This is a genomic window from Streptomyces sp. NPDC088116 (genome assembly GCF_044741745.1).
GTDB lineage: Bacteria > Actinomycetota > Actinomycetes > Streptomycetales > Streptomycetaceae > Streptomyces.
In genome coordinates, this window is record NZ_JBIUTF010000005.1 from 703,371 (window position 1) to 719,745 (window position 16,375).

Sequence of the window (16,375 nt, forward strand, 5' to 3'; positions counted from 1 at the left end):
CCCCCGTCCGGCTCCCCGTCAGGCCAGCGCGCGTCCGAGCAGATAGACGGCCGGTGCGGCGGCAGTGAGCGGCAGGGCGACCCCGGCCGTCATGTGCACGAAGCGCGACGGATAGTCGTAGCTCGCCGCCCGCAGTCCCACCAGCGCGCAGACCCCCGCGCCGAGTCCCAGCAGCGCGCCCGCGGCGCCCAGGTCCGTCATCCCGCCGACGGCGACACCGGCGCCCGCCGCCGCGAGCAGGGCGACCACGACGGAGGCGGTTCCCGGCAGCGGCAGCGCACGGGCCACCGTCGCCGCGGCGACGGCCACCGCGCCGACCACCACCGCGTCCGGTACGGCCGCGAGATGACCGGTGGCGAGGATCGTGAGCGCGGCCGAGGCGACGGTGGCCATCAGGCCCTCCATCCGCTCGTCGGCGCCCGCGCGACTGCGCAGTTGCAGGACGACGGTGAGCAGCACCCACACACCGAGCGTCCCGATGATCGCGGCCGGGGCGCTCTCCCTGCCCACGATGAGCAGCACGATGTCGGCGGTGACGCCGCCGAGGAAGGCGAGCGCGATGCCCTGCCGGGCCGGCCACATGCCGTTCAGCCGGAACCAGCCCGCGGCCGTGACGGCCTGGAGCAGGACGAGCGGGACGACCAGTCCGTATGTGCCGAGGGCCGCGCCCCCGGCCAGCAGCAGGCCGAGCAGGGCGGTGAGCCCCGCCGGCTGCATGCCCGGCGGGATGATCGGCGACCGGCCCTCGGCGCGGGCGCGCTGGGCCGCGGTCATCCGGGTGCTGCCCATGGTGGTGGGCGCGCTGTACCCGTCGGCGTCCGCTCCCGGTCCCGCGGCGGGAGCCGGCCGGGCGGGAGCCGGCTGAGCGGCGGCCGGAGCGGCAGCCGCCCCGGCCGGAGGCTCCTGCGGCAGCGAGTAGCCGCCCTGCGGCGGCAGATACGCGGTGTCGGCGGCCGAGGGAGCCGGTGCGGCCTGCTGCGGCTGATAGGCCTGCGCCGGTCCCTGCGGGGCGTACGGCCCCTGCTGGGCGTACGGCGTCTGTGGGGCGTACGGGGTCTGCGAGGCCGATGGGGTCGGTGGAGCCGGTGGGGCGTACGGCGCCTGCTGAGGCTGCTGTCCCTGCGCGCCCTGCTGCCACTGGAGCTGCGGCTGGTACTGGGTGTCCCAGGTCTGGCCTTCCCACGTCTGCGCGACGGCCTGCTCCTGCTGCCCCTGTTCCTGCTGCTGGGGCTCGACCCAGCCCTGGGAACCCTGCGAGCCCTGGGAGTCCTGGCCGCCGGAGTCCGGGTACCGGCCGTCCTGCCCCGGGATCTGTCCCTGTGCCCGGCCGTGCCCCTGGTCCCCGTACTGACCGTACGGATACTGCTGATCGTTGCTCATGCTGTGCGGTTCACCCTCCTGCTCACCCTCCTGCGAACGGCGGGAGCACCTCGACCGTGCCGCCCTCGGCAAGCCGTACGGTCTCATGGCCACGGGTCCCCACGGGGTCACCGTCGACGAGGAAGGAACATCTCCGGAGTACGCGTGCCAGCTCGCCCGGGTGCCTCAGGCGCGCGGCGTCGAGCGCGTCGGCCAGATTCTCCGCCGTGTACGGCTCCTCCGCGATCCCCGCCGCGGCCTTGGCCGCAGCCCAGTAGCGGATCGTCCCCGCTGCCATACCGGCACTCCTTTCGTCGGCCTCCATGATGGCCGACGGCGCCGACAGCCGGGAACAGACGTCGGGACACCGGCGGCTGGGACACGGGGAACAGAGAGCCGGGACACCGACAGCCGGAACACGTACAGCTCGGGACACCGACAGCTCGGGACACATACAGGTCGGGACACCGACAACCAGGACACCGGCTACAGGACACCGGCACCGGGACACCGACGGCGGCGCTCCGTCACCCCACCCGCATGAGCCAGCCCGCGATACGGGCCAGCAGCGCGTCGTCCGCCGCGTTCTCCGCGTGCCCCATGCCCGGCTCCAGCCACAGTTCGGCGGACCCGCCGGATCGGCCGGCCCCTGCCGCCTCCGCCAGCATGCGCGGATGGTCCAGCGGGAAATACGGGTCACGGTCGCCGTGCACGACGAGCAGCGGGGTCGGCGCGATCAGCGGGACCGACTCGACCGGCGAGAGCGGCACCGGATCCCAGTCCCGGTCGTGGATGCGTGTATGCAATCCGTACCGGCCGACCAGCCGTCCGGCGGGACGGGTCACCACCCAGTGCAGGCGGCGCATCGGGGCCGTACCCCGGTAGTACCAACGCGCGGGCGCGCTCACGGAGGCCACCGCGTCGGTACGCGCTTCGGTGCGCCCCCTGTGCAGCGCCGCATGGCGCAGGACGACGGACCCGCCCATCGAGAAGCCCACCGTCACGACACGGGTGTGCCCGAGCGCGCGAGCCCACTCCACGGCCGAGGCCAGGTCAAGGACCTCACGGTCGCCGACGGTGGAGCGCCCACCCGAACGGCCGTGGCCCCGAAATGAAAATGTGACCACCGCCGCATACTGCTGGAATACGCGCGCCGCCCGCCGCACTGCCGGGCGCTCCGCCGAACCGGTGAATCCGTGGGCAATCACGATTGCGGTCCCGCAGTCCTTCGGGAAATCGCCCTCGAAACCTTCCGTACATGGCTCGTACACCGCCTCGATGCCGATGCCGTCGGTGGTCCTGAGGGTCCCTCGCAGGGCCCCCGGAGGGGTCGAGGGAACCAGTGATCTGCGGGATTGCCCCTCTGACATGGCGCGCATGTGCGTTATTCTGCTGTGAAGAGGATCCGGGCAATGTAGCCCCCGGGTCCTTTTGTGTTTCCCGTCCGTTGTTACAGACAGATGACATGACACATGCAGTGCCGCATACGTCCTCGCAGGGACCGAGGAGGAACCGACGTAATGGGCAAGCGAATCGTGTACGACTACAGCCCGACCCAGGCGAACCGCCCGACCAAGGCGAACCAGGCAATGGCGACCGAGGCAGGTGAGCGGCGATGAGTTCTCTGCTGCTTCTGACCAATGCTCTTCAGCCCTCCACGGAGGTGCTGCCCGCCCTCGGACTGCTGCTCCACAACGTGCGGGTCGCCCCCGCCGAGGGGCCCGCTCTCGTCGACACTCCTGGTGCCGATGTCATTCTCGTCGACGGCCGGCGCGACCTTCCGCAGGTGCGGTCGCTCTGCCAGCTGCTGCGGTCCACCGGACCCGGCTGCCCGCTCATCCTCGTCGTGACCGAGGGCGGCCTCGCCGCCGTCACCGCCGACTGGGGCATCGACGACGTACTGCTCGACACCGCGGGGCCGGCCGAGGTCGAGGCACGGCTGCGGCTCGCGATGGGCCGCCAGCAGATCTCGACCGACGACTCCCCGATGGAGATCCGCAACGGTGATCTGTCGGTGGACGAGGCGACGTACAGCGCGAAGCTGAAGGGACGGGTCCTCGACCTGACCTTCAAGGAGTTCGAGCTGCTCAAGTACCTCGCACAGCACCCCGGCCGGGTCTTCACCCGGGCCCAGCTCCTCCAGGAGGTCTGGGGGTACGACTACTTCGGCGGTACGCGGACGGTCGACGTGCACGTACGGCGGCTGCGCGCCAAGCTCGGCCCCGAGTACGAGTCGCTCATCGGGACCGTACGGAACGTGGGCTACCGCTTCGTCGCCCCGGAGAAGGCCGAGCGCGGGTCCGAGGAGGCCAGGGCGAAGGCCGCGGCCAACTCCCTGGCGCAGGAGCCCCGGCAGGAGCCCCGGCACGAGAAGGCCGAGGAGCCCGAGCCCCTCGGGCAGCCCGGTGACCACGAGACGACCGCCGGGCCTCTCTCCGCGCAGGAACCCGCGGTACGGCCTGCCAAGCGGTAGGTCACCACGCGTAGACTGCCGCGCGTGGCCAAGGTGACGCGGGACGATGTGGCACGACTGGCGGGTACGTCGACCGCGGTCGTCAGCTACGTCATCAACAACGGACCCCGGCCGGTCGCCCCGGCCACGCGCGAGCGGGTGGTCGCCGCGATCAAGGAGCTGGGCTACCGCCCCGACCGGGTCGCCCAGGCGATGGCCTCGCGGCGTACCGACCTCATAGGCATGGTCGTGCCCGACGCCCGGCAGCCCTTCTTCGCGGAGATGGCGCACGCGGTCGAACAGGCCGCGGCCGAGCGCGGGAAAATGGTCCTCGTCGGCAATTCCGACTACCGCGACGAGCGCGAGGTCCACTACCTGCGGGCCTTCCTCGGGATGCGGGTCTCCGGGCTGATCCTGGTCAGCCAGGGCCCGAGCGAGCGCGCCGCAGCCGAGATCGAGGCCTGGGACGCCCGGGTCGTGCTGCTGCACGAGCGGCCCGAGGCGATCGACGATGTCGCGGTCGTCACGGACGACATCGGCGGCGCCCAGCTCGCCACCCGGCACCTGCTGGAGCACGGCCACCCGTACGTGGCCTGCCTCGGCGGGGTCGAGTCCACCCCGGCCGTCGGCGACCCCGTGGCCGACCACGTCGAGGGCTGGCGGCGGGCGATGCTGGAGGCGGGCCGGTCGCTGGAAGGCCGCCTCTTCCAGGCCCCGTACAACCGGTACGACGCCTACCAGGTCGCGCTGGAGCTGCTGGCCGGCCCCGACCGGCCCCCGGCGATCTTCTGCTCCACCGACGACCAGGCGATCGGCGTACTGCGCGCGGCCCGCGAGCTGCGGCTCGACGTCCCCGGCGAGCTGGCCGTGGCGGGCTTCGACGACGTCAAGGAGGCCGGGCTCACGGATCCGCCGCTGACGACGGTCTCCTCGGACCGGCCGGCGATGGCGCGGGCGGCGGTGGACCTGGTGCTGGACGAGGGGCTGCGGGTGGTGGGATCGCGCCGGGAGCGGGTGAAGCAGTTCCCGTCGGCGCTGGTCGTACGGAAGTCCTGCGGCTGCGCGTAGGGCACGCGGAGAGGGCGTAGAGGGCGTAGAGGGCCAGAGCCGCTGGAGCTCCCCTTCGGGGCAGCTTTATATCGGGCATACACGGTTCTGTCGGGCTTCTCAGAGCGTCCTCAGCCCGTTCTCATCTCCGACGCCGACAGTCATCTACATGACCGACTACGACCGCCGTAACGGCGACGATGGCAGCGAAGAGCAGCACCCCACCCAGGGGTTCCCGTCCCACGGGTCTCAGTCTCACGGTTCTCAGCCCCACGGGGCCCCGGCCCAGGGTGTTCACGGCGCCCAGGGTGTTCATAGCGCTCAGGGTGTTCACGGCGGTGCCCAGGGCGCGGCATCCTGGCCGCCGCCGCCCGCGTACGGCCCTCCGGTTCCTCCCGTCCCTCCCGTCCCGCCCAACCACCACGCGCACGGCGGCGCCACGAAGGCACGCCGGGCCAGGGGGCCGGTCGCGCTGCTCGCGGCCGTGGCGATCGCGGCGGCGGTCATCGGCGGCGGTACGGCCACTCTCGTCGGGCAGTACGCCGACAACGGCGCGAACGGCGGCGGCACGGCCGTCAGCGGTACGACGGTCTCGCAGAGCAGCAAGGGCACGGTCTCCGGTGTCGCCCAGGCGGTCTCCCCGGCCATCGTTGAGATCATCGCGACATCCACCGGCGGCCAGGCCACGGGCTCCGGAGTGATCATCACGTCCGACGGCGAGATCGTCACCAACAACCATGTCGTCTCCGGCGCCTCGTCGGTGAAGGTCCAGCTCGACAATGGCAAGTCGTACACCGCGAACGTCGTCGGCACCGACCCCGACAAGGACCTCGCGCTCATCAAGCTGGAAGGCGCGAGCGGCCTCAAGACGGCCTCGCTCGGCGACTCCAGCCAGGTGAAGGTCGGCGACGAGGTCGTGGCGATCGGCTCCCCGGAGGGCCTGACCGGCACTGTCACCAGCGGCATCATCTCGGCGCTGAACCGGGATGTCACGGTGGCCAAGGACGAGGGCCAGCAGCAACAACAACAGCAACAGCAGCAGGGCGGCGGCAACTGGCCGTTCGAGTTCGGCGGGCAGCAGTTCAACGGGGACACCGGGTCCTCGAAGACCACGTACAAGGCGCTCCAGACCGACGCCTCGCTCAACCCGGGGAACTCGGGTGGCGCCCTGATCAATATGAGCGGCCAGATCATCGGCATCAACTCTGCGATGTACGCGCCGAGTTCGTCGTCCGCCGGCGGTGACTCCAGTGCCGGAAGCGTCGGTCTGGGCTTCGCCATCCCGATCAACACGGTCAAGGCGGACCTGGCGAGCCTCCGCTCCGGTGGCGACAACTGACCTGATCCGGGCGCGGTCCGGGCCCGATCCGGGCTTGATCCGGGCCCGATCCGGGTCTGATTCGGGCCCGATCCTGACCGAAGAGCACATCAGCGATACCGCGGTACCGGGGAACCCCCGAGGAGGCACCCATGGCCAGCACCGAGAGCAACGTCATCCGGCCCGCCGGTCCGGCCGATCTGGCCCTTCCGCTCGCCCTCGTCCATGATCTCCTCCATGCCGCCGCGCACTTCTCGGCCGGGGCGCGCGGCGGCAGCACCCCGGGCCCGGCCGGTGCAGGAAGGCGCGGTGCACGCCGCCGCTCCGCCGGCGTGCGAGGCTGAAGACCACCGGTTGCCCGTTCAGGGTCCCTGAAAGGTCCTTGCCCGCTCCGTCGCCCACGGCGACGGCCGAACCGACGAGGTAGAAGCGACATGAATCCCGCCGAAGGCGATCCCCAGCGGATCCTGATCGTCGACGACGAGCCCGCCGTGCGCGAGGCCCTGCAACGGAGCCTCGCCTTCGACGGGTACGGGACGGAAGTCGCCGTCGACGGAATCGACGCCCTCACCAAGGCCGCGGCCCACGCCCCGGATCTGATCGTCCTCGACATCCAGATGCCGCGGATGGACGGGCTGACCGCGGCCCGTCGGCTCCGGGCCGGCGGCTCGACGGTGCCGATCCTGATGCTGACCGCCCGGGACACGGTCGGTGACCGGGTCACCGGTCTGGACGCGGGCGCCGACGACTACCTGGTCAAGCCGTTCGAGCTGGACGAACTCTTCGCCCGGATCCGCGCGCTGCTGCGGCGCAGCTCGTACGCGACGACCACCGGCGATCTGCCCGAGGACGACGTGCTCGCCTTCGCCGATCTGCGGATGGACCTGACGACGCGCGAAGTCACCCGGGGCAACCGGCGGGTGGAGCTGACGCGTACCGAATTCACCCTGCTGGAGATGTTCCTGGCGCACCCCCGCCAGGTGCTGACACGCGAGCAGATCCTCAAGGCGGTGTGGGGCTTCGACTTCGAGCCGAGCTCCAACTCCCTGGACGTGTACGTGATGTATCTGCGCCGCAAGACGGAGAGCGGCGGCGAGCCGAGGCTGGTCCACACGGTGCGGGGAGTGGGGTACGCGCTGCGCGCGGACGGAGGAAGCGGTACGGGCCCAGGCTCCGGTACGGGCCCAGGTACCAGTGCGATTCCGGGCACGGGTACAGGGCCGGGTACGGGGCCGGGTACGGGTACGGGTACGGGGCCGGGTACGGGTACGGGCACGGGCTCCGGTCTGGGCCCAGGTACCAGCGCGGGGCCAGGTACCGGTACGGGCGCCGGCTTCGCCGGGACCGGCGGTCCGGAGTGACCGGTCCTGTGAGCCGGTTCCGGGGGCTGCCGCTCCGCTCCCGGCTCGCGCTGCTGGTCGCCCTCGCGGTCGCGGTCGCCGTGGCGGCGGCGGCCGTCGCCTGCTGGCTGCTGACCCGCGCCCAGCTGTCGAGCGAGCTGGACACGTCCCTCCAGAACAGTTCCGCCCCGCCGGGCACCGTGCAGGACGCCCTGGACAACTGCGCCACCGGCACCAACCCGGACGCCACGGCCACCACCGGCTTCGCCTACATCCAGGTGGTCACGCCCGGCGGCCACTCCTGCGTGGCCACGTACTCGGAGCCCGTGAAGCTCCAGCCGCAGGACGTCGAGGTCGCGCGCGGCACCCGGCGCGACACCCTGCACGACAGCATCACCCAGGACGGGGCCAAGGTCCGCGTCTACACCCAGCGCGAGCTTCTGCGTCCCGGCACCGAGATCGCGGTCTCCGTGTCGCGCCCGCTCGGCGAGATCGACTCCTCCCTGAACCAGCTCGCCCTGCTGCTCGCCGCCGTCGCCGGCATCGGCGTCCTCGGGGCGGGCGCGGCGGGCCTCTGGATCGCCAGGGCGGGGCTGCGGCCCGTGGACGGTCTGACCCGCGCGGTCGAGCATGTCGCGCGGACCGAGGATCTCACCGTCCGTATCCCCGCCGAGGGCGAGGACGAGATCGCCCGGCTGTCCCGCTCGTTCAACTCGATGACCGCCGCGCTCGCGTCCTCCCGGGACCGGCAGTCGCAGCTGATCGCCGACGCCGGGCACGAGCTGCGTACCCCGCTCACCTCGCTCCGTACGAACGTCGAGCTGCTCGCCCGCAGCGAGGAGACGGGCCGGGCGATCCCGCCCGACGACCGCAAGGCGCTGATGGCGTCGGTCAAGGCGCAGATGACCGAGCTGGCCGCGCTCATCGGGGACCTCCAGGAACTGTCCCGCCCGGACGCCGCCGATCCGGGGCCTCTCCAGGTCGTCGCGCTGCACGAGACCATGGCGAGCGCGCTGGAGCGGGCCCGGCTGCGCGGCCCCGATCTGACCATCGGCGCCGAGCTGAACCCCTGGTACGTACGGGCCGAGCCGGCCGCCCTGGAGCGGGCGCTGGTCAACGTACTCGACAACGCGGTGAAGTTCAGCCCGCCCGGCGGGACCGTCGAGGTCGCGCTGAGCCAGTGGGGCGAGTTGACCGTACGCGACCATGGCCCCGGCATCCCGGCCGAGGAACTGCCCCACGTCTTCGAACGCTTCTGGCGCTCACCCACGGCCCGCGCGCTGCCCGGCTCCGGTCTCGGGCTGTCGATCGTGGCCCGTACGGTCCAGCAGACGGGCGGCGAGATCGCGCTGCGTCAGGCGGCGGGCGGCGGTACGGTCGCGGCGATCCGTATCCCGGGGGCACCGACGCCGCCGCCGGAGACTCCGTGAGCCGGCCGGGTTTCCCGGCGCAACCGCTTCCGCTCAGCCGTACTTGACTCCGCTCGGCCGTACCTGACTGCGCTCAGCCGTCCTTGCCGAAGCGCAGCCCCGAACCGGCCAGCTCCGCCCTGATCCCCTCGGGCTCCACCGTGACATCCCGCAACCCCAGATTGCCGGGTGTCTTCGGCAGCGAGAAGGAGAGCGAGAGCCGGTCGGACAGCTCCGGGGGACGGAGGTTGAGCAGCGCGTCCACCAGGGCGGGGTCGACTCCTGCCTCCTTCAGCAGCTGGGGGTTGTCGGCGACCACGTCGACCAGGTTGACCCCCATCAGCTGCTGGGCGAAGCGCGGCGTTCCGGTGAGCCGGCTCAGCTCGTCCTCGTTGCGCAGCGCCTCTTGCACCCGCTCCTCCGGGACCCCGAGACGGTCCACCACGGTGGGTACTTCGAGCAGCGCCCTGGCGCGGTTCTTCTGCTGGGTGATCGCCTTGGCGGTCTCGGGCGCCAGCCGCAGCCCCGAGTGGGCGCGGTCCTTGCCGGGCGTGTAGCTGGCCACGCCGGGGACGTCGAGCCGCATGCCGTCCACGGTGGTGGACACCGTACCGACGCCCTCGCGTTTGATGTGCGCCGTGGCCCGGAGGCGCAGGTCATGGCCTGCCACGGGCAGCGATCCCGCCACCTTCACGGAGTCCTTGCCGGCATCGGTGAACTTCACCTGGGACATGCCCAGCTCACGGTTGAGGTCGTCGAAGGAGAGCAGCACATCGCCGTCCATACGGCCGATGACGGCGCCCTTGATGGAGGTCGGCAGGTCACCCTCGATGCCGATGTCATGGGCGCTGGCGTGGACCTCGGCCAGCGAGACCCGGTTCGCGGCGACATCGGGGACGGTGACGTCGACCCGGTCGAGCCGCTTGGACGCGACCTGGGTGAGGAACGGGAAGCCGTGGATGTCGACGGCCGGGCGGGTGGCGAGGCCGAGCGACTGCTGGAGCGTGTCCTCGGCCTTGTCCTGCGCGTACAACTCGGCGGTGCGGTCGCCCAGCAGCAGGAAGGCGGCGCAGACGACGAGGGCGACGGTCATCTTGAGAGCGGCGGGGAGAGAGCCGAAGCGGCTGCGGCCACGGTGGTTCGGCGGGGACCACTCGTCCCTGTCGTCGTCGTTGTCCGACGCGAGCCCCAGCTCCAGCGGGTCGCGGGGGTCGTATGTGAAGTCTGTCTCGGGTGTGGCGAGTTGGGCCAGCTCGTCATAGGGATTGGGCGGATGCTCGGGTATGCGTGTGGGGGGTCGCATCGAGTCATCCCACCACGTCCACCTGTCCGGCACACACGTCTCATCAGTGATATGTGGCAGTTTGCCGTCAATTGGCCCACTGTTCACGTGGGCGATCCCACCCTGAGGGACGGGATCGCCCAAGCCGTAAGCTTTCCGTGCTACGCCGACGGGCTGTGCCGCGAACGGAGCCGTACCGCACGCAGCCGTACCGCACGCAGCCGTACCCCCACGCAGCCGTACCGCACGGAGCCGTACCGACGGGTCGGGGTCAGCCGTTGTGGCGGATCAGCGACTCGACCAGTCCGGAGCGGGTGGCGGGGAAGTCCAGCGGTACGATCCCGAGCCCGCGCCAGCCGCTCGCCTCGCTCCCGTCGATGAAGCTGTGCACCTGCGGGTTGAGCCGGTCGGAGTTCCAGCGGGGCGGCAGCAGCGCCGCCGTACTGACGTAGTTGATGTACATCTTGCCCGGCTGCTGGGCGGCCTTGCGGAACTGGGCCTCGATCTTGGGGTACTTGGCGCCGGGCTCCGCCTGGTAGTCGTCCTGGATGTCGAACAGCCCGCTGTCCCCGTACCGGACCCCGGGCAGCCCGCCGTTGTCCGCGAGCAGCACGACCCGCCCGCGCGCCTCCCCGAGGGTCGGGAGCCCGCCGTCCAGCCGGAAGAGGGAACGCCATCCCTTGCCGTCCAGATAGGTGTCGAAGATCCGCCGGAACTCGGCGTCGCTCTCCGTGGAGTACTCCTGCTTGACCCGCATCAGCACGGTCTCGGAGGGGTTCGCCTGGAGGAAGCCCCGGCAGGCGCCGAGCACGTCGTCGAAGTTCAGGTTCTGGTAGTACGCGGCGTGGTGGATCGTGAACGAGTTCTCGAACGCCCGGCAGCGCACATCCAGGAAGCGGACTCCGCTGTTCAACTGCTCGGCGACGGTGGTGCTCTGACACGCCACGTAGAGCCCGCCGGAGCGCGCCCCGGAGTTGTGCGTACCGGGAATGGTCAGCCGCTGTACGGGAGTGGAGTCGGCGAAGCCGCGCATCCAGTCCTGCGTGGCGAGCACGCGCCGCGAAGCGGCGGCGGCGGGAGCGGCGCCCACGAGGGCGGTGGCGGATACGGCGAGAGCGCCGGCGAGGAAACCGCGTCGGGTGCCGGGGTGTGCGCCGATGTACCTGCCGGGCTGCGTGCTCATGCGGGGGTGCCTCCGTAGGCCGTGGGGGGAGAGAGCCTTTCGGAGTATGTCCCGTACACGTCATGAAGGAAAGGTTCTGATCGAGGGCGGCGCGGAGCCCCCGGAGGGCGGGATCTCTGCGGCGATTCCTGGCTATCCGGAAGTCGGTTCGTCGTCCTGGCCCCCATCGTCGTACAAGGGGAGCCGTGCGCCCCGACTTTCGGCGACACGCAGCACATGAGCGAGGGTTACGGGTTGGTCGTGCGCTTCACCTTGCGCGACGAGCGGGCGGCAACTGCCTTTGACGATCTATGTGTTCGTACCCTGGAGGGCATCAGGGAGAGGGAACCGGGCACGCTGACGTACGTCAGTCACATCCCGGTTGACGAGCCGCTGGTACGTGTCTTCTACGAGCTGTACGCCGACCGCGCCGCGTTCGAGACGCATGAAGCGCAGCCGCACACACGGCACTTCCTTGCCGAGCGTGAGCAGTACCTCACCGACGTCGAAGTGATGTTCCTCCACGCCGTCGCGGGAAAGGGTGCGTTGTAGCAGTGTCATCGGAGAGACGGCGCGCCTTTGGCATGCGGGTGGCCGAACTGCGCAGGCAGTGCGGACTCACCCAGAGCGAACTGGCCGCCGCGATCGGGCGCACGGCGAGTTGGATGTCCCAGGTCGAACGGGGCATACAGCCGATCAACCGACTTGACGTGCTCCGCTTGCTCGCGGACGGTCTCGGCGTACCACTGCAAGCGCTCCAGCCTGATGCGCCGAGTGCCCCCGAGCCGGAAGCGGCGGATGAGGCATCACCGAACGACCTGGACCAGGCACGTCTGGTGATCTCCGGGCATTCGGCGCTTGACGTGCTGCTGGAACCGCGCAGCGACCTTCGAGCCGACACGCTGCCCGAGCTGCGGGCCGAGGTCGATCGAGTCTGGGAGCTCACTCATGTCGGTCGGTTCGCGGAGCTGAGCACGGTCTTGGGGCCACTCGTGCCACGGCTGGAACGTGCGTCGCGAACGGCGACCGAGGGCCACCGCTCGGAGATCCACCGGCTTCTGGCCCGCACGTACCAAGCCTTGGCAGCGGCTTTTGTACGACAGAACGAGGCGGACGCCGCCTGGGTATCGGCGGACCGCGCGATCCGGGCAGCCGAACTCGCCGGCGACCGCCTCGGAGTCTTCGTCGGCATCTTCCGGCTGGTCCACGCCTTCGTACGCCTTCAGCACCTGGACCAGGCCGAGCACACGGCCGCCACCGCCATCAACACCACACGTACGTACGGTGGCCTCACCGGCGCCGGTGAGGTGACGACGGACGTCGATCGAGGCCCCCGGAGCCGTTCCATTAGGCTCGGGCCCATGGCCGACGCACCGTACAAGCTGATCCTCCTCCGCCACGGCGAGAGCGAATGGAACGCGAAGAACCTGTTCACCGGCTGGGTGGACGTCAACCTCACCGAGAAGGGCGAGAAGGAGGCAGTCCGGGGCGGTGAGCTGCTCAAGGACGCCGGCCTGCTGCCCGACGTACTGCACACCTCCGTACAGAAGCGCGCGATCCGCACCGCGCAGCTCGCGCTGGAGTCCGCCGACCGCCACTGGATCCCGGTCCACCGCTCCTGGCGGCTGAACGAGCGCCACTACGGCGCGCTCCAGGGCAAGGACAAGGCGCAGACGCTCGCCGAGTTCGGCGAGGAGCAGTTCATGCTGTGGCGCCGCTCGTACGACACCCCGCCGCCGGTTCTGGAGGACGGCTCGGAGTTCTCGCAGAGCGACGACCCCCGCTACGCGACGATCCCGAGCGAGCTGCGCCCGCGCACCGAGTGCCTCAAGGACGTCGTCGACCGGATGCTGCCGTACTGGTACGACTCGATCGTCCCGGACCTGCTCACCGGCCGCACAGTCCTGATCGCCGCCCACGGCAACAGCCTCCGCGCCCTGGTCAAGCACCTCGACGGCGTCTCCGACGCCGACATCGCGGGCCTGAACATCCCGACCGGCATCCCTCTCGTCTACGAACTGGACGCCGACTTCCACCCGGTCAACCCGGGCGGCACGTACCTGGACGCGGACGCGGCGGCGGCCGCGATCGAAGCGGTCAAGAACCAGGGAAAGAAGAAGTAAGCCTCACCGATCAGGCCCCCTACCTACGGTTTCCCGGTTGTAGGGGGCCTGTCGCTGTCCTGAAGGCTGTGATGGGCGGTGCTCAGGGCTCGCGAGTTTTCGCGTAGTGGCGGGAGGCCTTGGCCCGGTTGCCGCAGGCCGCCATGGAGCACCAGCGGCGGGTGCCGTTCCGTGAGGTGTCGAAGAAGTGCAGGATGCACGCCTCGTGCGCGCAGCCCCGGATCCGGTCGGGGGCGGTGCGCAGCAGGTTCAGGTAGTCGTGCGCCGCTGTCCAGGCCGCGCCCCATGACGGGTCCTCGAACTCCGTCTCCTCCCCGGGCCCTTCGGCGGTAAGGGTGGCGCGGATCCGGCCGTGGGCGAGTACGGCGTCGACGCGCTCGATGCCGGCCGCGTCGCCGGGGGTGGTGACGGCAGAGGTGAGCGCCTCCCGGGCGAGCAGCACATGCTCCAGTGCTGCGGCGTCGGCGGGGAAGCGGCGGTCGAGACCGTTGCTCGCGAGCCAGATGCGCAGCCCTTCGGTGCCGGTCAGCAGGTCCTGGCGTACGCCGTCGTGCATCCAGCGGGTGTTCAGCAGATCCAGTGAGACGGGCTCGCCGGTCAGGGGGCGCGGGTCGGTCTCGGGCATCCGTGTCTCCTTCCCCTGTCCGTGTCCCTCCGGTTCTCCTGGCGGGGACATGCGGCCTAACCACTCAAGAGTACGTGATTGGTTGACTGCCTCTTCGTCTAACCTCTAAGATTCAATTGAGGGGTTAGATTGCAGGGATCGGACCGATATCGATGGAGAGGGGTCTGCCATGACGGCGACCAGCACACTGCGGGCCGGCCACGTCGGCCTGAACGTCACCGACCTCGAGCGCTCACTCGGCTTCTACGGCGAGGTGCTCGGATTCGATGTGCTCAGCGAGGGCAGCGACGACGGCCGGCGTTTCGCTTTCCTGGGGCAGGACGGGCAACTCACGCTCACGCTGTGGCAGCAGGCGGACGGCTCATACGCCCCAGATCTGGCCGGGTTGCACCATCTGGCGTGGGAGGCCGGGACGATCGACGAGGTGAAGGCGTTCGAGGCCCGGCTCCGCGCGCGGGGTGTGGACTTCGCGTACGACGGGGTCGTCGCCCACGGCGAGGGCGCGCCCTCCGGCGGGATCTTCTTCCACGATCCGGACGGCACACGGCTGGAGATCTCCGTACCCACCGGCGCGGCAGGCGCACCCGCCCCGGCGGCGGCCGCACCGACCTGTGGATTCTTCTGAGGGGCGGAGGGCCGTGGATCCGTATCACGAGGGCTCGCGCGCCGTGCAGACCCGCATTGGCGTACGCGAAGCGGCCGACCACGTCGGCCGCTCCATCGGGCAGGACATCCGTGACGTCGCCGCGGTCTTCCTCGGTCTTCAGCCGATGCTGGTCATCGGCGCGGCGGACGAAGGCGGTCGGATGTGGAGCTCACTGCTCACCGGCGAGCCCGGTTTCGTAAGGGCCACGGGCCGCCGCTGGATGTCGGTCGCGGCCGGCCTGCCGGACAGCGACCCGCTCGTCGCGGCTCTCGCGGCCGAGGGGACCGCGGTCGGCACCATCGCTCTCGACCCGCGTACCCGCCGCCGTATGCGTCTCAACGGCACGGCCGGACCGACAGCGCGCGGGTTCGTGGTGGAGGCCGAGCAGGTCTTCTCCAACTGCCCGAAGTATCTGCAGAAGCGGGAACTCCGCGCATCCGTACCGGCCCGGCACGGTGCCGTACGGCGTGAGCCTGAACTCACCCCCGACCAGGCGAGGTTCGTCCACGCCGCCGACACCTTCTTCATCGCCACCGCGTCGGCCGACGGCGCCGACGCCGGCCATCGCGGCGGCAATCCCGGATTCGTCCGGGTGGAATCGCCGAACGAACTCTCCTGGCAGGACTACGCGGGCAACTCGATGTTCCTGACCCTGGGCAATCTCGAGAACGATCCGCGCGCCGGACTGCTGTTCCTCGACTGGAGCACCGGCACCACGCTCCAGCTCACCGGCACCGCGAAAACCGAATTCGGCGTACACGGCCGCACCAACCGCTTCACGGTCGCCGAGGTCGTTCAGACCCCGCACGCCAGCCCTCTGCGCTGGTCCGCCCCCGAGTACTCGCCCGCCAACCCGCCGTTGCGGGAAAGCGCGTGAACTTGCCGGTGAGGAACGGCCGACGGCAGGGAAGGCGCTGCCAGTCAAGGCGAGTTCGCGAGGCTCGGCCTCCAGCGATGCCCGTCCATCAAGCGGCAATTCAGATCGAACTGCCCGATGTCGTCGGCTGAGTTACGACTTTCCACGTGGGGCTTTCCCGTCGTCTCCGGTACGGCGGATGTGCACCGTGCCGGAGTTCAGGTCCACTCGGAAGGGAGGGTCCTCTGCGGGCCTGACGTTTTTACGTACGCGTTCCTGCTCCATGGCACGTTTGGCGACCTGGGCCCCGGGGGCGCCCTCCTGGACGAGGTCGGCACCGATGGATAACAGGCTCTTGGTCCTGCGCCAGTAGATCCAGCGCCGAGCCTCCATCGCCAGCAGAACGCGATCCGCCAGGAACGCGACGACGCCCAGCGCAACAGCTGCTCCGGCATTCAGCAACACGATGCGCATGGATCAGCCTCCCGGCCTCAGGCGACCGACCCAACGGCCAAGGCCCCGTCGCGAGCGCCGAGTTCGCGACCGAGGAGGTCGGCGGTCCGCTGCGCCGACTGGGCCGACGTCAGGGCCACGCCCCCAGTGGTCATCAGGCGACAGGATCGGCGCCTTGCGTTCCTTCTGCGCCTGGATCTCGACGTGGGACTCGTGAGCGGTGATACGGAACGCCTCCTCGTAGGAGGCCAGGGCCCCACTCATGGCCCCGCCCGCGAGGCCCCGGCGACGAATGCGTGCGGC

General features: G+C 70.5%; 16 protein-coding genes and 2 pseudogenes. 11 read left to right on the forward strand and 7 right to left on the reverse strand.

The genetic code is table 11. The annotated features are described in order from the left end of the window. Positions 1-18: 18 nt before the first annotated feature. The 3 genes from ACIOJD_RS23705 to ACIOJD_RS23715 form a co-directional block, all read right to left on the reverse strand. Positions 19-1,380 (reverse strand): hypothetical protein, encoded by a 1,362-nt coding sequence (locus tag ACIOJD_RS23705; RefSeq protein ID WP_401917002.1) that lies wholly within the window; start codon positions 1,378-1,380, stop codon positions 19-21. A gap of 22 nt (positions 1,381-1,402) precedes the next feature. Continuing rightward, on the reverse strand, positions 1,403-1,657 hold the full coding sequence (locus ACIOJD_RS23710; RefSeq protein ID WP_401917005.1) for a MoaD/ThiS family protein: 255 nt from the start codon (positions 1,655-1,657) through the stop codon (positions 1,403-1,405). A 229-nt stretch (positions 1,658-1,886) separates the two neighbouring features. Next, entirely contained in the window at positions 1,887-2,738 is an 852-nt protein-coding gene (locus ACIOJD_RS23715; RefSeq protein ID WP_401917008.1) for an alpha/beta hydrolase, read from the reverse strand. A gap of 236 nt (positions 2,739-2,974) precedes the next feature. Here ACIOJD_RS23715 and ACIOJD_RS23720 point away from each other — a divergent pair, with 236 nt between their 5' ends. From ACIOJD_RS23720 to ACIOJD_RS23745, 6 genes and pseudogenes are all read left to right on the forward strand, one after another. After that, complete coding sequence (locus tag ACIOJD_RS23720) at positions 2,975-3,832, forward strand: winged helix-turn-helix domain-containing protein (protein ID WP_401917011.1); 858 nt, start codon at positions 2,975-2,977, stop codon at positions 3,830-3,832. Positions 3,833-3,856: 24 nt separating this feature from the next. Continuing rightward, positions 3,857-4,879, forward strand: coding sequence for a LacI family DNA-binding transcriptional regulator (locus ACIOJD_RS23725; RefSeq protein WP_401917014.1), 1,023 nt, complete (start codon positions 3,857-3,859; stop codon positions 4,877-4,879). A gap of 148 nt (positions 4,880-5,027) precedes the next feature. Further along, positions 5,028-6,197 carry a S1C family serine protease gene (locus ACIOJD_RS23730; protein WP_401917016.1) on the forward strand — a complete coding sequence of 390 codons (1,170 nt, stop codon included), beginning with the start codon at positions 5,028-5,030 and terminating at the stop codon, positions 6,195-6,197. Positions 6,198-6,328: 131 nt separating this feature from the next. After that, positions 6,329-6,520, forward strand: a complete 192-nt coding sequence (locus ACIOJD_RS23735; protein ID WP_401917019.1) for a hypothetical protein — start codon at positions 6,329-6,331, stop codon at positions 6,518-6,520. A 90-nt stretch (positions 6,521-6,610) separates the two neighbouring features. Continuing rightward, positions 6,611-7,336, forward strand: a pseudogene (locus ACIOJD_RS23740) (response regulator transcription factor); the annotation flags it as partial. A 197-nt stretch (positions 7,337-7,533) separates the two neighbouring features. Further along, positions 7,534-8,946, forward strand: coding sequence for a sensor histidine kinase (locus ACIOJD_RS23745; protein ID WP_401917022.1), 1,413 nt, complete (start codon positions 7,534-7,536; stop codon positions 8,944-8,946). 73 nt (positions 8,947-9,019) lie between these two features. On the opposite strand, the gene ACIOJD_RS23750 is transcribed toward ACIOJD_RS23745, so the two are convergent. Together ACIOJD_RS23750 and ACIOJD_RS23755 are read right to left on the reverse strand one after the other, a co-directional pair. Next, positions 9,020-10,228: a DUF2993 domain-containing protein gene (locus ACIOJD_RS23750; RefSeq protein WP_401917024.1), complete on the reverse strand. Its 1,209-nt coding sequence runs from the start codon at positions 10,226-10,228 to the stop codon at positions 9,020-9,022. A 250-nt stretch (positions 10,229-10,478) separates the two neighbouring features. Next, complete coding sequence (locus ACIOJD_RS23755) at positions 10,479-11,390, reverse strand: phosphatidylinositol-specific phospholipase C (protein WP_401917027.1); 912 nt, start codon at positions 11,388-11,390, stop codon at positions 10,479-10,481. A 216-nt stretch (positions 11,391-11,606) separates the two neighbouring features. Between ACIOJD_RS23755 and ACIOJD_RS23760 the strand changes: the two genes are divergently transcribed. The 3 genes and pseudogenes from ACIOJD_RS23760 to ACIOJD_RS23770 all read left to right on the forward strand — a co-directional run bounded on the left by ACIOJD_RS23760 (position 11,607) and on the right by ACIOJD_RS23770 (position 13,492). Further along, entirely contained in the window at positions 11,607-11,921 is a 315-nt protein-coding gene (locus tag ACIOJD_RS23760; RefSeq protein ID WP_401917030.1) for a putative quinol monooxygenase, read from the forward strand. A gap of 32 nt (positions 11,922-11,953) precedes the next feature. After that, a pseudogene (locus ACIOJD_RS23765) lies at positions 11,954-12,112 on the forward strand (helix-turn-helix domain-containing protein); the annotation flags it as partial. Between the two features lie 618 nt (positions 12,113-12,730). Further along, positions 12,731-13,492, forward strand: a complete 762-nt coding sequence (locus ACIOJD_RS23770) for a phosphoglyceromutase (protein ID WP_401917142.1) — start codon at positions 12,731-12,733, stop codon at positions 13,490-13,492. 82 nt (positions 13,493-13,574) lie between these two features. Here ACIOJD_RS23770 and ACIOJD_RS23775 read toward each other — a convergent pair whose 3' ends face one another. Beyond that, entirely contained in the window at positions 13,575-14,117 is a 543-nt protein-coding gene (locus ACIOJD_RS23775) for a CGNR zinc finger domain-containing protein (RefSeq protein WP_401917032.1), read from the reverse strand. 169 nt (positions 14,118-14,286) lie between these two features. On the opposite strand from ACIOJD_RS23775, the gene ACIOJD_RS23780 reads away from it, so the two are divergent. Both ACIOJD_RS23780 and ACIOJD_RS23785 read left to right on the forward strand, forming a co-directional pair. Then, positions 14,287-14,742 carry a VOC family protein gene (locus ACIOJD_RS23780; protein ID WP_401917035.1) on the forward strand — a complete coding sequence of 152 codons (456 nt, stop codon included), beginning with the start codon at positions 14,287-14,289 and terminating at the stop codon, positions 14,740-14,742. Positions 14,743-14,755: 13 nt separating this feature from the next. Further along, the gene (locus tag ACIOJD_RS23785; protein WP_401917037.1) at positions 14,756-15,640 is read left to right on the forward strand and encodes a pyridoxamine 5'-phosphate oxidase family protein; all 885 of its coding nucleotides are present in this window, start codon (positions 14,756-14,758) and stop codon (positions 15,638-15,640) included. A 132-nt stretch (positions 15,641-15,772) separates the two neighbouring features. On the opposite strand, the gene ACIOJD_RS23790 is transcribed toward ACIOJD_RS23785, so the two are convergent. Beyond that, positions 15,773-16,093, reverse strand: a complete 321-nt coding sequence (locus ACIOJD_RS23790) for a hypothetical protein (RefSeq protein WP_401917039.1) — start codon at positions 16,091-16,093, stop codon at positions 15,773-15,775. Positions 16,094-16,375: the final 282 nt, after the last annotated feature.

What these genes read in the sequence shown, in the direction of transcription:
- ACIOJD_RS23775 (WP_401917032.1), bottom strand. Translation starts at nt 14,117, where the DNA reads ATGCCCGAGACCGACCCGCGCCCCCTGACCGGCGAGCCCGTCTCACTG.
- ACIOJD_RS23715 (WP_401917008.1), bottom strand. Translation starts at nt 2,738, where the DNA reads ATGCGCGCCATGTCAGAGGGGCAATCCCGCAGATCACTGGTTCCCTCG.
- ACIOJD_RS23705 (WP_401917002.1), bottom strand. Translation starts at nt 1,380, where the DNA reads ATGAGCAACGATCAGCAGTATCCGTACGGTCAGTACGGGGACCAGGGG.
- ACIOJD_RS23735 (WP_401917019.1), top strand. Translation starts at nt 6,329, where the DNA reads ATGGCCAGCACCGAGAGCAACGTCATCCGGCCCGCCGGTCCGGCCGAT.
- ACIOJD_RS23720 (WP_401917011.1), top strand. Translation starts at nt 2,975, where the DNA reads ATGAGTTCTCTGCTGCTTCTGACCAATGCTCTTCAGCCCTCCACGGAG.
- ACIOJD_RS23760 (WP_401917030.1), top strand. Translation starts at nt 11,607, where the DNA reads ATGAGCGAGGGTTACGGGTTGGTCGTGCGCTTCACCTTGCGCGACGAG.
- ACIOJD_RS23750 (WP_401917024.1), bottom strand. Translation starts at nt 10,228, where the DNA reads ATGCGACCCCCCACACGCATACCCGAGCATCCGCCCAATCCCTATGAC.
- ACIOJD_RS23790 (WP_401917039.1), bottom strand. Translation starts at nt 16,093, where the DNA reads ATGCGCATCGTGTTGCTGAATGCCGGAGCAGCTGTTGCGCTGGGCGTC.
- ACIOJD_RS23770 (WP_401917142.1), top strand. Translation starts at nt 12,731, where the DNA reads ATGGCCGACGCACCGTACAAGCTGATCCTCCTCCGCCACGGCGAGAGC.
- ACIOJD_RS23710 (WP_401917005.1), bottom strand. Translation starts at nt 1,657, where the DNA reads ATGGCAGCGGGGACGATCCGCTACTGGGCTGCGGCCAAGGCCGCGGCG.
- ACIOJD_RS23755 (WP_401917027.1), bottom strand. Translation starts at nt 11,390, where the DNA reads ATGAGCACGCAGCCCGGCAGGTACATCGGCGCACACCCCGGCACCCGA.
- ACIOJD_RS23780 (WP_401917035.1), top strand. Translation starts at nt 14,287, where the DNA reads ATGACGGCGACCAGCACACTGCGGGCCGGCCACGTCGGCCTGAACGTC.
- ACIOJD_RS23730 (WP_401917016.1), top strand. Translation starts at nt 5,028, where the DNA reads ATGACCGACTACGACCGCCGTAACGGCGACGATGGCAGCGAAGAGCAG.